This is a genomic window from Komagataeibacter xylinus (assembly GCF_004302915.1).
Taxonomy (GTDB): domain Bacteria; phylum Pseudomonadota; class Alphaproteobacteria; order Acetobacterales; family Acetobacteraceae; genus Komagataeibacter; species Komagataeibacter xylinus_C.
The window spans coordinates 41,847-55,575 of the sequence record NZ_QQBI01000005.1 but is presented as its reverse complement, the minus strand read 5'-3'; the positions used below and the strand labels follow the sequence as shown (position 1 = coordinate 55,575).

Sequence of the window (13,729 nt, the reverse complement as noted above, 5' to 3'; positions counted from 1 at the left end):
TTTGGGTGCCGCCTTTTTTCACAAAAAGGCGGCATTCTTTTTGAAGCTGTTTGAAAAAAGCTTCACCAGAAACGTTTATCCGTTTTCAGTCCGGCTGCCAGCCATCGTGCTGTAGCGCAACACCGGCCAGGTACAGGCTGCCGCATATGATAACGCGCGCAGGCGGGGCGTCAGGGCCAGCCTGGGCCGCAAGATGGCTCAGGGCAGCGTGCAGGGTCGGGCCTGCCGTGGCGCGCCCGCCGGATGCGGCCACGATATCGGCCACGGGCTGGGCCAGGTGCTGGCCTTCTTCCGCCACGGCCTGAATGGACGCGGCACGCGGCAGGAGCGGGGCGAGGAAGCCGATGGCGTCCTTTGTCTGCTTCATGCCAATGACCAGATGGGTGGGCTGGTCCGACCACTCATCCATCACCTGCGCCAGAACGTGGCCCGCGCCGGGGTTGTGGCCGCCATCGAGCCACAGTTCCCACCCGGCAGGCAGCAGGGCCGCCAGATGGCCCGACAGGCGCTGCATGCGCGCGGGCCAGCGGGCCTGCGCAATGCCCGCCCAGCCGCTGGCAGGCACGGGCAGGCCACTGGCCCGCAGGGTGGCGATGGCAAGGCCCGCATTGTCGATCTGGTGGGCACCACGCAGGCCGGGTGGGGGCAGGTGCAGCGTGCCATGGGCATCGCGGTAGCGTAGGGCTGTGCCCCCCTCTACAGCTTCGATGAACCATTCATGGTCGCGCCGCCATAGCGGGGCGGCCTGAGCGTGTGCAGTGCGGGCGATGACCGCCATCACCTCGGCAGGCTGGCGGCCGGTGGCAACCGGCACGCCGTGCTTGATGATGCCAGCCTTTTCGCCCGCGATGGCACCCAGCGTATCGCCCAGAAAGGCCTCGTGATCCATCGAGATGGCGGTAATGGCACAGGCTGCCGGGCGCTGTATCACGTTGGTGGCGTCAAACCGGCCACCCAGCCCCACTTCCACGATTGTCAGATCCGCCGGGTGACGGGCGCAGAGCATGAAGCCTGCTGCCGTCAGCACCTCGAACACCGTAATGGGCGCGCATGCGTTGACCTGCTCGATCTCCTCCAGCACGGCGGCGAGTTCGTGCTCGCTCACGATCTGGCCCGCAATGCGGAAGCGCTCGGTCACATGCACGAGGTGGGGCGAGGTGAGCACATGCACGCGCCAGCCCGCAGCCTCGGCTACGGCGCGCATGAAGGCGCAGGTGCTGCCCTTGCCGTTGGTGCCCGCCACATGCACGACAGGCGGCATGCGGCGCTCGGGGTGGCCAAGGCGGCCAAGCAGCGTTTCAAGCCGGGTGAGCGACAGGTCGATCAGGGCCGGATACAGCCGGTTCAGCCGTTCCAGTATCTGGCCTGTGCGGCCCACGAATTCCGGCCCGAGGGCAGGCGCTTTCATGTGCGGGGTTCCGTAGCTCAGGCGGCGCGGGGGGCGATGTGGCGGTAGTTGAGCTGCGCTGTCAGGCGGCCAAGCACCGCGCGCAGGTCGCCGCGCTTGACCACCATGTCGAGCATGCCATGCTCAAGCAGGTATTCCGCGCGCTGGAAGCCTTCAGGCAGCTTCTCGCGCACCGTATCCTCGATCACGCGCTGGCCCGCGAAGCCGATCAGCGCATTGGGCTCAGCAATCTGCACATCGCCCAGCATGGCGAACGAGGCGGATACGCCACCCGTGGTCGGGTTGGTCAGCACCACGAAATAGGGCAGGCCCGCTTCCTTGAGCATCTGCACCGCAACCGTCGTGCGCGGCATCTGCATCAGGCTGATCATGCCCTCCTGCATGCGCGCCCCGCCCGATGCGGTGAACACGATCAGCGGCGACTGCTGCAGGATGGCCAGGCGGGCGGCGGCTAGGAAAGCCTCGCCAAGCGCTGCCCCCATGGTGCCCGCGATGAACTCGAACGCCATCACCGCCACTACCGCGTTATGGCCACCAATCTGGCCGTGGGCCACGGCCATCGATTCCTCAAGGTGGGACTTGGCGCGTTCATCCTTGAGCCGGTCGGTATAGCGCTTGCGATCACGGAAGGAGAGCGGGTCAACCGGCACCTTGGGCAGTTCGATGCGGGTGTATTCCCCGTTATCGAACGTCCATTCCAGCCGCTCGGGCACGGTGGCGCGCATGTGGTGGCCGCAATGCGGGCACACGTTCAGCGCCTTGCGCAGGTCCTTGGTCAGGATCATCTGCTCGCATGATTCGCAGTTGGTCCACAGGTTGTCCGGCACTTCCCGCTTGAGCAGGCCGCGGATCTTGGGGCGCACATATTCGGTCAGCCAGCTCATGTTGCCTCTCCCTTAAGCTTTCTGGAGGCCTGTTCCATACAGGCAGATGAACGATTGGGCCAGATTGTCATTGCAGGGAGCGTTCCGGAAAATTGCCTGTGAAACGGCCTGCAGACTGTAAAAAGTTTCTGGTGAAGCTTTTTCCAAAAAGCTTCGAGAGAACGCCGCCTTTTTGAAAAAAGGCGGCACCCGAAAACTTCTGTTCTGTATCAATGGATTATTTTGAGGCGGTTTTGCTCACGGCATGCACGGCGTCAGCCAGCCCGCGCAGCTGCTCGAGCACGGCGGGCACGGTTTTCGCTGTTGCCTGTCCATCCGCGTCAAGCGTGCCCTCAAGCGTGTTGAGCAGGGCCGAGGCCACCACGGCGGCGTCCGCCACGCTTACGGCATTGGCCGCGAGTTCTGGCGTGCGGATGCCAAAGCCGATGGCGATGGGCAGGTCGGTCGCCTTGCGCAGGCGCGGCAGGGCAGCGGCCAGTTCATCGGTGCTGGCGGTGCGCGTGCCGGTCACGCCCGTGATGCTGACATAATAGACAAAGCCCGACGCGCCATTGAACACGATGGGCAGCCGCGCATCCGGCGTGGTGGGGGCGACAAGGCGGATGATGTCCAGCCCGGTGGCTGCTGCCGGACCTGCCAGCAGGTCGGCTTCCTCGGGTGGCATGTCAACCACGATCAGCCCGTCCACGCCGGCTGCTTTCGCATCCGCGCAGAAGCGTTCGGCGCCGTAGGCTTCGATGGGGTTGGTGTAGCCCATCAGGATGATGGGCGTCCCGTCATCGCCTTCGCGGAAGGCACGCACCATCTCCAGCACGCGCTTCATGGTCGAGCCGCCCTTCAGCCCGCGCAGCGCGGCCTTCTGGATGGTCGGGCCATCGGCTGACGGGTCGGAGAAGGGCACGCCCACCTCGATCAGGTCGGCGCCAGCGGCGGGCATGCCGCGCAGGATGGCGAGCGACGTGTCATAATCGGGGTCGCAGGCCTCGACATACGGGATCAGGGCGCCACGGCCCTGCGCGCGCAGGGTGGCGAAGCGGCGGGCGATGCGGCTCACAGTTTCACTCCCAGGTGTTCGGCAACGGTAAAGATGTCCTTGTCCCCCCGGCCGGAGATGTTGACCACGATGATCTGGTCCTTCGCCATGGTGGGCGCGAGCCTGGCGGCATAGGCGATGGCATGCGCGCTTTCCAGCGCGGGGATGATGCCCTCGGTGCGGGTGCAGAGCTGGAAGGCGTCGAGCGCCTCCTGGTCGGTGGCACCCACGTATTCCGCGCGGCCAATGTCGCTGAGCCATGAATGCTCGGGGCCGACGCCGGGGTAGTCCAGCCCTGCGCTGATGGAATGCGCCTCGGTGATCTGCCCGTCATCATCCTGCAGCAGGTAGGTGCGGTTGCCATGCAGCACGCCGGGCCTGCCGCGCTCGATGGAGGCGGCGGTGCGCCCGCTATCCAGCCCGCAGCCTGCCGCCTCGACGCCGATCAGCTTCACTTCGGGGTCATCGAGAAAGGGGTGGAAGATGCCCATGGCGTTCGACCCGCCGCCAATGGCGGCAACGATCGCATCGGGCAGGCGGCCTTCGGCTGCCATGATCTGCTCTTTGGTTTCCACGCCGATGACGGACTGGAAGTCACGCACCATCTGCGGGTAGGGGTGGGGCCCTGCCACGGTGCCAACCAGGAAGTAGGTGTCATGCACGTTGGTCACCCAGTCGCGCATGGCCTCGTTCATGGCATCCTTGAGCGTGCCCGCACCTGCCGTGACGGGAACCACTTCAGCGCCCAGCAGCCGCATGCGGAACACGTTGGGCTTCTGGCGCTCGACATCGGTGGCCCCCATGTAGATGGCGCATTTCATGCCGAACAGCGCGCACACGGTGGCGGTGGCAACGCCGTGCTGGCCGGCACCGGTCTCGGCCACGATGCGCGTGCGGCCCATGCGGCGGGCGAGCAGGATCTGGCCCATGACATTGTTGAGCTTGTGCGAGCCGGTGTGGTTCAGCTCCTCGCGCTTCATGTAGATCTTTGCGCCACCGAGCTGCTCGGTCATGCGGCGGGCAAGCCACAGCGGGCTGGGACGGCCGACATAATCCTTGAGGTAGTAATCCAGCTCGCGGTGGAATTCGGGGTCGGCCTGGGCGGCCCTGTAGGCGGCGTCCAGCTCCAGCAGGAGCGGCATCAGGGTCTCGGCTACGAAGCGGCCCCCAAAAATGCCGAAACGGCCGCGCCCGTCCGGCCCGCTGCGCAGGCTGTTGGCGCCTGCCTGTGTGTCTGTTGCGCTCAACTTCGCTACTCCGCAAGAAATAGGTGCGTGGCTCAGGTTCTGTCATGCAGCCGTCCCAAGCTGCCGTGTCATGCGGTTCTGGACCGGATGGCGGCAAAATACCAGCCCCCGCGGGCGAGGGGACATGTGTCATGATTTGACATGTTTGCCCCGGCATGATGGATGAACAGCGACAGGAATTAACGAAAGACAGCCCATGTTTCTAGCGCATCGCCCCGGCGCCCCGGCCCGCACAGTGACCGCAGCGGCCGATGTGGCCGACGCAGCATGGCTGGACCTGCTTGACCCCACCACGGATGAGGAAGCCCTTGCCGCCGAACTGACCGGCCTGCGCATTCCCACCCGTGCCCAGCTTGACGAGATCGAGAGTTCCTCGCGCCTGTTCATGGAGGGGAATGCCGTCTATCTCTCCACGCCGCTGGTGCGCAAGACGCCGGATGACTTTTTCGTCTCGCCCGTGGGGTTCGTGCTCATGCATGAGCGGATCCTGACCATCCGCTATACCGGCTTCAGCGCGTTTGACGTGGTGGCGCGGCAGGTGGCGGGGCAGGACACGCCGCTCAGCGCCAACGAGGCGGGAATCATGCTGCTTGAGGCCATCGTGGACCGGCTGGCCGATATCCTTGAACATCTGGGCCAGTCGCTTGATGGCATGTCCAAGGATGTCTTTCAGTCCGAGGCGCCAAGCCAGGCGCAGGCCGCCAACCTGCTGCGCAACATGCTGCGCCGGGTGGGGCGCTCGGGCGACCTGAGTTCATCCGTGCGCGACAGCCTGCTGGGGCTTGAGCGGATCTCGATCTTTCTGGGCGAGAACAAGCGCCATGACCTGAGCGAGCGGCTGCAGGCGCGGCTGGGCACGGTGGGGCGTGATATCCGCTCGCTCAACGATTTCGTGTCACAGACCGCCAACAAGGTGCAGTTCCTGCTTGATGCGACGCTGGGCTTTATCAGCATCGAGCAGAATAACGGCATGAAGATCCTGACCGTGGTCAGTTTCATTGGCGTGGCCCCCACGCTGGTGGCCGGTATTTATGGCATGAACTTTCACGATATACCGGAACTGAACTGGAAATACGGCTACTGGTATTCGCTCGCGCTGATGGCGGCCACCGTCGTGCTGCCGCTGTTGTGGTTCTGGCGGCGCGGATGGCTGGGAAAATAAAGATATATCTTATAGGGCATTGTTATAAGATCGAACCATTTCAATAATTTAGGTTTCAGGCTGCCGGAAAATAAAATAAAAGAAATTTCATGATTGCCGGACAGGGCTGCACAGGCCCTGGCGCTGTCGGCAGGTGCCGGAGGGGAAAACCGATCATGAAATCACACCACCGGGTTTGGGGCCTTCTGGTGGTCGCCTGCCTTTTTACCGGCGTTTCAGGCAGGGCGCGGGCGCAGGTCAAGGTTTTCTCGGGGTTGGGGCATGACACGGGTTTCACGCGCTGGCTTGGCGGCGTGACCCTGACGGGCCAGATCGAAGGCGGCATCATGGCCAACCCCGCCCGCCCCCAGCCCGGCTACAATTTTGGTGATTTCTTTGCCGACCACGCCAATCAGGTGCAACTGAACCAGGCGGAATTCACGCTTGCCAAAGCCATCGATTCCACCCGCAATACCTATCAGGTCGGTTTCACGCTTGAAGGGATGTACGGCTCGGATGCCCGCTATTACCAGCTGCTTGGCGTGAGTGACCGGGAATGGAACGCGCGTTACCAGCTCATTCCGGCACAGGCGCATATGGATGTGCACCTGCCATGGGCCACCCGCGGCGGGCTGGACATGCAGGCGGGCATATTGCAGGCCCCAATGGGGGTGGAAGGGCTGGACCCCACCTCGCGCCCTTTCTACACGTTGGCCTATACATCTGAATATTCGGTGCCGTTCCAACATATCGGGGCCATGTTCAACTGGCATGTGACGCCGATGGTTGACGTGACGTTCGGGATCGATACCGGCAACCAGACATCTTTCGGCCATGCGGATAACAACAATGCGCCCGCGGGCTATTTTGGCTTCAACCTGAACAATCTGGCCCATGGCAGGCTGAAGATCGTGGAACTGAGCCGGGTCGGGCCGGAAAATGCCTGGCGTGACATCGGGCATTACGAAGCCGATCACACCCAGCGTTTCTGGAACGATGTCAGTGCTTATTACCAGGTCAACAAACGCCTGAGCCTGACGGCGGAGTTCAATTACCTGCATGATGAAGGCACGCGCGGCATGGGCGCGCGCGGGCAGTTTGCAGGCGTGGATGCGGAGAGCTTCATCAGCTTCCTCAGTTATCGCATCAACCGCGACCTGACCTTCAACTACCGTGGCGAGATCTATCGTGACAACAACAACGCCATGGTGGCTACCTTCCGGGGGAACAATTCCTACATGGAGGCCCTGGCGGGCACGGGGGGCGAGGTGGTGCCGGGGCCGCAGGCCTCGAGTCATGGCACTACCTATGGGGAAATGACGCTGGGGCTGAGCTACCGCCCGCAGATTGGCCACCATGTGCGCGTGTTCATGCTGCGGCCCGAAATCCGCTTTGACCGGGCGCTCAATGGCACCACGCCGTTCAATGGCGGGCGCAATAACGGCATGTTCACCTTTGGCGGGGATGCGGTGATCGGGTTTTAAGAGACTGTTTGAAAACAGCTCATTGATAAAAAATGATAAAAGTTTTTGGGTGCTGCCTTTTTTCAAAAAGGCGGTGTTCTTCGAAGCTTTTTGAAAAAAGCTTCACCAAAAACTTTCTTATGATTTCTGGATGTCTGTGGGGCTGACTTTTCAGACAGTCTCTAATATTTGGAAGACGCTTTGTTTTTCAAGTCCTGTAATGCCTTACGAAGAATGTAGGTGCCTCTTATAAAGCATTTCCATGCGTTTTATCGCCTGGAGCCTGTCATCTATTGGAAGGGCCCTGTAGAGGTTGATGATATTTTCCTCGTCCCTTGTAACGGACATCTGGGTTTTTTCGCTGCTCTGCCCATTGAGGAAAACTTCCTCGCTGATACCAAAAATCTTTGCGATGCGGGGCACATGCCTGCTGATCCTGTTGGGGCGCCCCGTTTCCCAAAAACCAACGGCAGTACGCGAGACCCCGAGCATGTTGGCCAGCTCCTGCTGGCTCAGCCCCGCCGCCTTGCGCAGGAGCTGGATCCGCTGCCCGATTTCACGTGATGGGGAAAACCCATGCATGCTGGCAGCACTCAGCCCATCACTGGAGATGGCCTGACTCTGCTGGATCCATTTGCGAAATCCCATGATCGTCGTGGTCTGATAGGTCAGGAAACGGCGCCTTGAGGTCTGTTTGTGAAACGAGACCTGGGTTTCCCCCACTTCGTCAATGCCACGTATTTCGCGGCGGGGCGGCGCGCCGGTCCAGATCTGTCCGGCTTTGAGGGTAAAGGGTGCATTCATATGGCTGGTCGGTCCCTGCGCCCAGGGGCGCAGGGATCCTCTCTCATGCTGTCAGGGACTGCGGCTGGGGCGTGGCGCTGATGACATAGGGGCCACCTGCAAGGATTTCGAGGCAGAGCAGCCCCATGAGCGTGGGGTGCCGGGCGCCGAGGTGCACGGTGGCCTGCCCGTCTGTCCAGCGGCAGGGAACATTTTCGGGTGCGTACCAGCCATCATGCCAGCCCTCGGGCGCCTCATGGGCAAGGTGGGTGGTAATGGGGCGGGCCATGCTGCCTTCGAACAGTTTGATGTCCTTGACCAGAACGCCAAGCTGGCGGCGGTCGTCAATATAGGGGCCGATCGTGTCCGACGGGCGGCTGGTGCGGGACATGATGCGTACGCTCTCCACCCCCGGCGGGATCATGAAGAAGGCAAACCCGTTTGCCTCGCGCATCTTGTGGATGATGACGCCAGCCTGCGTCATCAGGTGCAGGTCGGCCTCGTCCGTCATGGTGGCGGCCTGTGCCTGGGGTTCATGCCCTGAAGCAGCGGCGCGGGCCGCGATCTGGCGGAACAGCGGCTCGACGAAGCCCGGCGATACGTCAAGCGGTGCGGCGGCCTGCGCCCATGTCAGGTTGCGGCTGCCACCGAGCAGAACGACATTGCCCTGTTGGCGGAAGGCACGGCGGTTGCCGGTATCAAGATAGCTTTCGGTCATCATGCCATCAGCGATGATGACCGCGTGTTCCTGCGTTTCAATATGGTAGTAATCATACGACGTGATCGTGCGATCGTAGAAAATGGACGTGTTATTGACGAGCATGCGGGCGGGCACGAACCGCCCCTCGAAATAAAGGCAGTGCTCCGCCGTAATCAGCATGTCCTTGTAGGGCACGCCCGCGCTTATGGCATCCTTGAGGATACGGACCGGGTAGCCTGCTTCATCATCGGGCAGTCCGGGGTGAACCATGGCATGCGCCCGGCCGGCCCATGTAATGGTGCGGGGCTGTGGCGCGCCATTCACCATGGTGATGATGGTGTCGCCCGCGCACAGGTCTTCAATGGCGATGTCAGCATCCGGGGTGCGGATCATGGAGCCGGCGAGGAAGCACACCAGGACCGTGCCTTCCCCATCCGCATCGGCTACGGTGGAGACGTAACCGGCGGCCTGCGGGTTGGTGTCCTGATACTGGCCCTGAAGCGCCAGCGTATCCCCGTTGGAGAAGGTGAGGGTGGAAGAACCAAGCAGGCTATCATAGCTGACGCCGGTTACCGTTGCGGGGGTGCCATCACTCTCCACGATAATGGAATCACCACTGCCGAAGTTATTGATGGATGCGCCCGACAGCAGCGCAAGCCCCGTGTCGGAACCGGCAAGGTTGAGCGTGCCGCCACCGCTGCCAAAGTTGATGGTGGCGCCCGCCAGGGCGGAAATGATGCCAGACCCGTTGAATGTGCCGCCATTTGTCAGGTTGATTGTCACCCCGCTTGCCGCGTTCAGCAGGCCGCCAGCCAGCGCCACCGTGCCGCCATTTGCATCAAGGGTGGTTGTGGTCAGCGTGTTTACGGCGCCCGCGCTGACTGTCACGACCGTATTCTTTTCAGCGGTGACGGTAAAAGAGGCAGCGGCGGTGACGGGCAGGTCAAGCAGGCCCGCGAAGTTGATTGTCGCATCGACGGGCTTGCCGTCTGGAGAGGAGACGGTCATGGCCGCAGGCGAAAGAAGGCCGAGCACGCCCCCTGGGTCCAGTGTATATGAGCCGCTTTCGGTTACGGTGTTGCCTGTTCCATAATAAACGCCGAGAACATCGGACATATTCATGCTCCTGAATTGGGATGGCTGGAATATTTTCTTCTGGAATGTGCAGAATATGCTCCAATGAATAATATTTATTTAAAGATCTGGTTATGATTGCTTTTTGCAAGCATGATATGAATACCTGTCTGAAAAGTTGAGTCTGAGGCAGGATGGAGGGGACCGCTCATGTGAAGTCATGAGGGCGATCTTTCGGGGTGAAGACTTCATAAGTAACTGTAATTAAAAAAGTTTTTGGCAAAGCTTTTTTCAAAAAGCTTTGAAAACGGCCGCTTTTCTGAAAGGTATGCGGTGCACGCCCTGCCCGCTCATGACAGGCTGGATAAAAGATTGACTGCGGAAATGATTTCTTTTGTCCGTTTTAAAAAACGCAGGGCTGATACATCGACAACATCATTCAGGTCAGCATAGCGGAAACCTTCCATGATCTTGTCATTGTCAAATGCTGATGTATCCATGTCGGGATACCCGCGTTTTATTTTACGAATCCACTCGCTCTGGCTTCTGGTATAATAATGATTGATCTGGCATTCATCATAGATAGGCCCATGATTGACTATGCCCGGCTTTTCCCATGTCGGTTCACGATGCAGGACATTGATGCTCCTGCCATCAATTTCAAAAACATGAGGATTGATGCAGTGTTTTGTTTTTTTGGGGTTCAGAATGGTTTTGACATGGCGGGTATTGTAAAAATTTTCATCCGATCTTCTGGTGAAGGATTCCATCATCAATCCTTCGGGCGCATTGATATGGCCTGATGACCCGAACATGGCCCAGTTGAGAACCAGGGCATCATACGCATCATATTTTTCAAGAAAATCGTTTATATTCTCGTCGTTTTTTGGAACGATAAATTCATCGGAATCAATGAAAGCCATCCATCTGAATTCCTCACGATAGGTCGAAATACAGAAATTATAAGCATCTATCTGATAAAAGAAGTCCTCCTTTTCCCATGAATGGTATCTGACATCCATGAACCTGCCGAGTTTTTCAATTTCAGGGCGGGTATTATCAGTTGAATTGTTATCAAGTATAATGATTGTATCGAATCCCAGTGCCTTGTGGTAGCAGACCCATTCCTTGATGTGGGCTTCTTCATTTTTGATAATCATGCACACAGAGGACTTGGAGGGATGCATTTTCAGGGCCTAAAATATTCCAGCAAGGTCAGGCACTAGACGGGATAATCTTTTACAATCTGTAAAAATGGCCCGCAGGCGGCGTGTGTCGCGGAGAATGCCTGGCCGGACCTGCTGTGTGTATGGACCTTCCGGTCTATAGATAATACTGTCCGGCTGTGCAAAAGCTTGACCTTGGGCGGGGAAAAGCATATTGTGGCGACCATTCCTGATGGTGCTCCGGCCCAGATGGAATCCCTTCCTGTCAGTCAAGCAGCATCAACCGTTTCATCCGAACATGGTCAGGCCCCTTTCGTGGCGCGCCTTCGTCCCTCTGATTGCTGGCTTTTCTTTCCCTCCGTGAACTGCCCACTTATAGGCACATCCTGCATGCAACTCGCCGAACTCAAGGCCAAAACTCCAGCAGACCTTCTGGCTTATGCTGAAAGTCTGAACATTGAAAACGCATCATCTCTTCGCAAGCAGGAGCTGATGTTCACGATCCTCAAGACCCTGGCTGATAACGACCAGGCCATCTATGGGGACGGCACGCTTGAAATCCTGTCCGATGGATTTGGCTTCCTCCGCTCGCCCGAGGCCAATTACCTGCCAGGGCCGGATGATATCTACATCTCTCCCAGCCAGGTCCGCCGCTTTGGCCTGCGCACCGGTGATACGGTGGAAGGCCAGATCCGCGCCCCGCGCGATGGCGAGCGGTATTTTGCGCTGCTCAAGGTTAACGCCATCAATTTCGAGCCGCCCGAGGCCGTGCGCCAGCGCATCAACTTCGACAACCTGACCCCGCTCTACCCCGAGCGGCGGCTGAAGATGGAAGTCGAGAACTCGGCCGTGGGTGGCGCTGAAGCCCCGGTGCCCACGGGCAAGGGGAAGGGCAAGACCCCGAACCGCGATTTCACTTCCCGCGTGATCGACCTTGTCTCGCCCATCGGCATGGGCCAGCGCGCTCTGATCGTAGCCCCCCCGCGCACCGGCAAGACCGTGATGCTGCAGAGCATCGCCTCCTCCATTTCCGCCAACCACCCCGAGGTCTTCCTCATCGTGCTGCTGATTGACGAGCGGCCCGAGGAAGTGACCGACATGGCGCGTTCCGTGCGCGGCGAGGTGGTGTCCTCCACCTTTGACGAGCCCGCCACCCGCCACGTGCAGGTGACCGAAATGGTGCTGGAAAAAGCCAAGCGCCTTGTCGAGCACAAGCGTGACGTGGTGATCCTGCTGGATTCCATCACGCGCCTGGCCCGGGCCTACAACACGGTCGTGCCCTCATCGGGCAAGGTGCTGACCGGTGGCGTGGACGCCAATGCGCTGCAGCGCCCCAAGCGCTTCTTCGGTGCGGCCCGTAACATCGAGGAAGGGGGGTCGCTGACCATCATCGCCACCGCCCTGATCGATACCGGCAGCCGCATGGATGAGGTCATTTTTGAAGAGTTCAAGGGCACTGGCAACTCGGAGCTGATCCTTGACCGCAAGCTGGCCGACAAGCGCACCTTCCCCGCGATCGACATCACCAAGAGTGGCACGCGCAAGGAAGAACTGCTGGTTGATCGTGCCGACCTGGCCAAGATGTGGGTGCTGCGCCGTATCCTTGCGCCGATGGGCACGATGGATGCGATGGACTTCCTGCTCGACAAGCTGAAATACAGCAAGACCAACCACGACTTCTTTGATGCGATGAATACCTGATCGCATCACAGCAGGTGCCAGAGCAAAAACCCCGGCAGAAAGGCCGGGGTTTTTTTATTGAAAGTTTTTGATGAGGCTTTTTTTTAAAAGCTTCGGAAGACGCTGCCTTTTTGGAAAAAAGGGGCACCCAAACTTTATATCAGGGCAGCAGGATGGTGCTGCCGGTGGTCTTGCGCGATTCCAGCGCGATATGCGCCTGTGCCGCATCCTTGAGCGCAAAGGACTGGCCGATGCGCGGCGTCAGCACGCCTTTCTCAACAAGGGCAAACAGTTCATGGGCTGCATGCTCAAGGGCCGCGCGCTGGGCGATATAGGTCATGAGCAGGGGGCGGGTCAGGTAAAGGCTGCCATGGCTGGCCAGCGTGCCCACATCCACTCCGGTCACGGCGCCTGTGGCATTGCCGTAGCTGACCATCAGCCCCCGTGGCCGGAGGCAGGACAGGCTGGCCTCGAACGTGGCCTTGCCGAGACTGTCATACACCACGGGCAGCATGCGGCCTTCGGTCAGGGTGCGGACCTGTTCGGTCACAGTGTCGGTGCCGATGATGACATCCGCCGCGCCATTGGCCTTGGCCAGTGCGGCTTTTTCCGGCGTGGAGACTACGCCGATCACGCGCGCGCCCAGATGCCGTGCCCACTGGCACATGAGCAGCCCCACGCCGCCTGCTGCCGCATAGACCAGAATGTCATCGCCCGGCTGCACGCAGTACACCTCGCGCAGCAGCATGTGCACGCTCAGGCCGCGCAGCATCATGGCGGCGGCTGTCTGGGCTGTGATATCGGGCGGAAGCACCACGACCCGGTCTGCCGCGATGGTGCGCAGGGTGGCGTATCCACCCGGTGTTGCGGGGTAGGCCACCCGCATGCCGACCTCCAGCCCCGTTACGCCTTCACCCACTGTCGTGATGGTGCCAGCCCCCTCCATGCCGGGAATGGCGGGCAGGGCGGGGAATTTGTACAGCCCGCTGCGGAAATAGGTATCAATGAAATTGACGCCGATCGCCTCCTGCCGCAGCACGACCTCGCCGGGGCCAGGTGTCGGGACAGGCAGCGTTTCCACGCGGAGGACATCGGGCCCCCCATAGTCATGCACGCGGATGACGGTATTCATGATCGTGGCTCCTGTTCT

At 60.4% G+C, this 13,729-nt stretch carries 11 protein-coding genes; 3 read left to right on the top strand and 8 right to left on the bottom strand.

What is annotated here, in order from left to right; translation table 11 throughout:
• Positions 1-85: 85 nt before the first annotated feature.
• The 4 genes from DV027_RS04915 to trpB form a co-directional block, all read right to left on the bottom strand.
• Positions 86-1,408, bottom strand: a complete 1,323-nt coding sequence (locus DV027_RS04915; RefSeq protein ID WP_130730805.1) for a bifunctional folylpolyglutamate synthase/dihydrofolate synthase — start codon at positions 1,406-1,408, stop codon at positions 86-88.
• Between the two features lie 17 nt (positions 1,409-1,425).
• Positions 1,426-2,292: an acetyl-CoA carboxylase, carboxyltransferase subunit beta gene (gene accD / locus DV027_RS04910; protein WP_130730804.1), complete on the bottom strand. Its 867-nt coding sequence runs from the start codon at positions 2,290-2,292 to the stop codon at positions 1,426-1,428.
• Between the two features lie 217 nt (positions 2,293-2,509).
• A complete protein-coding gene (trpA, locus tag DV027_RS04905; RefSeq protein ID WP_130730803.1) occupies positions 2,510-3,346 on the bottom strand; it encodes a tryptophan synthase subunit alpha in 837 nt (278 codons plus the stop codon).
• Positions 3,343-4,572 (bottom strand): tryptophan synthase subunit beta, encoded by a 1,230-nt coding sequence (trpB, locus tag DV027_RS04900; protein ID WP_130730802.1) that lies wholly within the window; start codon positions 4,570-4,572, stop codon positions 3,343-3,345. Before trpB ends, trpA begins: the two co-directional genes overlap by 4 nt.
• A 196-nt stretch (positions 4,573-4,768) precedes the next feature.
• Between trpB and DV027_RS04895 the strand changes: the two genes are divergently transcribed.
• Together DV027_RS04895 and DV027_RS04890 are read left to right on the top strand one after the other, a co-directional pair.
• Positions 4,769-5,734 (top strand): magnesium transporter CorA family protein, encoded by a 966-nt coding sequence (locus tag DV027_RS04895; RefSeq protein WP_130730801.1) that lies wholly within the window; start codon positions 4,769-4,771, stop codon positions 5,732-5,734.
• Positions 5,735-5,889: 155 nt separating this feature from the next.
• Positions 5,890-7,197 carry an outer membrane beta-barrel protein gene (locus DV027_RS04890; RefSeq protein WP_130730800.1) on the top strand — a complete coding sequence of 436 codons (1,308 nt, stop codon included), beginning with the start codon at positions 5,890-5,892 and terminating at the stop codon, positions 7,195-7,197.
• Between the two features lie 204 nt (positions 7,198-7,401).
• Here DV027_RS04890 and DV027_RS04885 read toward each other — a convergent pair whose 3' ends face one another.
• The 3 genes from DV027_RS04885 to DV027_RS04875 all read right to left on the bottom strand — a co-directional run bounded on the left by DV027_RS04885 (position 7,402) and on the right by DV027_RS04875 (position 10,893).
• Entirely contained in the window at positions 7,402-7,980 is a 579-nt protein-coding gene (locus DV027_RS04885; RefSeq protein WP_130730799.1) for a helix-turn-helix domain-containing protein, read from the bottom strand.
• A gap of 43 nt (positions 7,981-8,023) precedes the next feature.
• The gene (locus tag DV027_RS04880) at positions 8,024-9,775 is read right to left on the bottom strand and encodes a Hint domain-containing protein (protein WP_130730798.1); all 1,752 of its coding nucleotides are present in this window, start codon (positions 9,773-9,775) and stop codon (positions 8,024-8,026) included.
• Positions 9,776-10,083: 308 nt separating this feature from the next.
• Positions 10,084-10,893, bottom strand: coding sequence for a glycosyltransferase family 2 protein (locus DV027_RS04875; protein WP_242621730.1), 810 nt, complete (start codon positions 10,891-10,893; stop codon positions 10,084-10,086).
• Between the two features lie 396 nt (positions 10,894-11,289).
• On the opposite strand from DV027_RS04875, the gene rho reads away from it, so the two are divergent.
• Positions 11,290-12,600 carry a transcription termination factor Rho gene (rho, locus tag DV027_RS04870; protein WP_061275141.1) on the top strand — a complete coding sequence of 437 codons (1,311 nt, stop codon included), beginning with the start codon at positions 11,290-11,292 and terminating at the stop codon, positions 12,598-12,600.
• Between the two features lie 139 nt (positions 12,601-12,739).
• Here rho and DV027_RS04865 read toward each other — a convergent pair whose 3' ends face one another.
• On the bottom strand, positions 12,740-13,711 hold the full coding sequence (locus DV027_RS04865; protein WP_130730796.1) for a quinone oxidoreductase family protein: 972 nt from the start codon (positions 13,709-13,711) through the stop codon (positions 12,740-12,742).
• Positions 13,712-13,729 lie beyond the last annotated feature (18 nt).

Excerpts from the sequence above, each read along its gene's own strand:
- DV027_RS04915 (WP_130730805.1), bottom strand. The coding sequence starts at position 1,408 with ATGAAAGCGCCTGCCCTCGGGCCGGAATTCGTGGGCCGCACAGGCCAG.
- accD (WP_130730804.1), bottom strand. The coding sequence starts at position 2,292 with ATGAGCTGGCTGACCGAATATGTGCGCCCCAAGATCCGCGGCCTGCTC.
- DV027_RS04895 (WP_130730801.1), top strand. The coding sequence starts at position 4,769 with ATGTTTCTAGCGCATCGCCCCGGCGCCCCGGCCCGCACAGTGACCGCA.
- DV027_RS04890 (WP_130730800.1), top strand. The coding sequence starts at position 5,890 with ATGAAATCACACCACCGGGTTTGGGGCCTTCTGGTGGTCGCCTGCCTT.
- DV027_RS04885 (WP_130730799.1), bottom strand. The coding sequence starts at position 7,980 with ATGAATGCACCCTTTACCCTCAAAGCCGGACAGATCTGGACCGGCGCG.
- DV027_RS04880 (WP_130730798.1), bottom strand. The coding sequence starts at position 9,775 with ATGTCCGATGTTCTCGGCGTTTATTATGGAACAGGCAACACCGTAACC.
- DV027_RS04875 (WP_242621730.1), bottom strand. The coding sequence starts at position 10,893 with ATGATTATCAAAAATGAAGAAGCCCACATCAAGGAATGGGTCTGCTAC.
- rho (WP_061275141.1), top strand. The coding sequence starts at position 11,290 with ATGCAACTCGCCGAACTCAAGGCCAAAACTCCAGCAGACCTTCTGGCT.
- DV027_RS04865 (WP_130730796.1), bottom strand. The coding sequence starts at position 13,711 with ATGAATACCGTCATCCGCGTGCATGACTATGGGGGGCCCGATGTCCTC.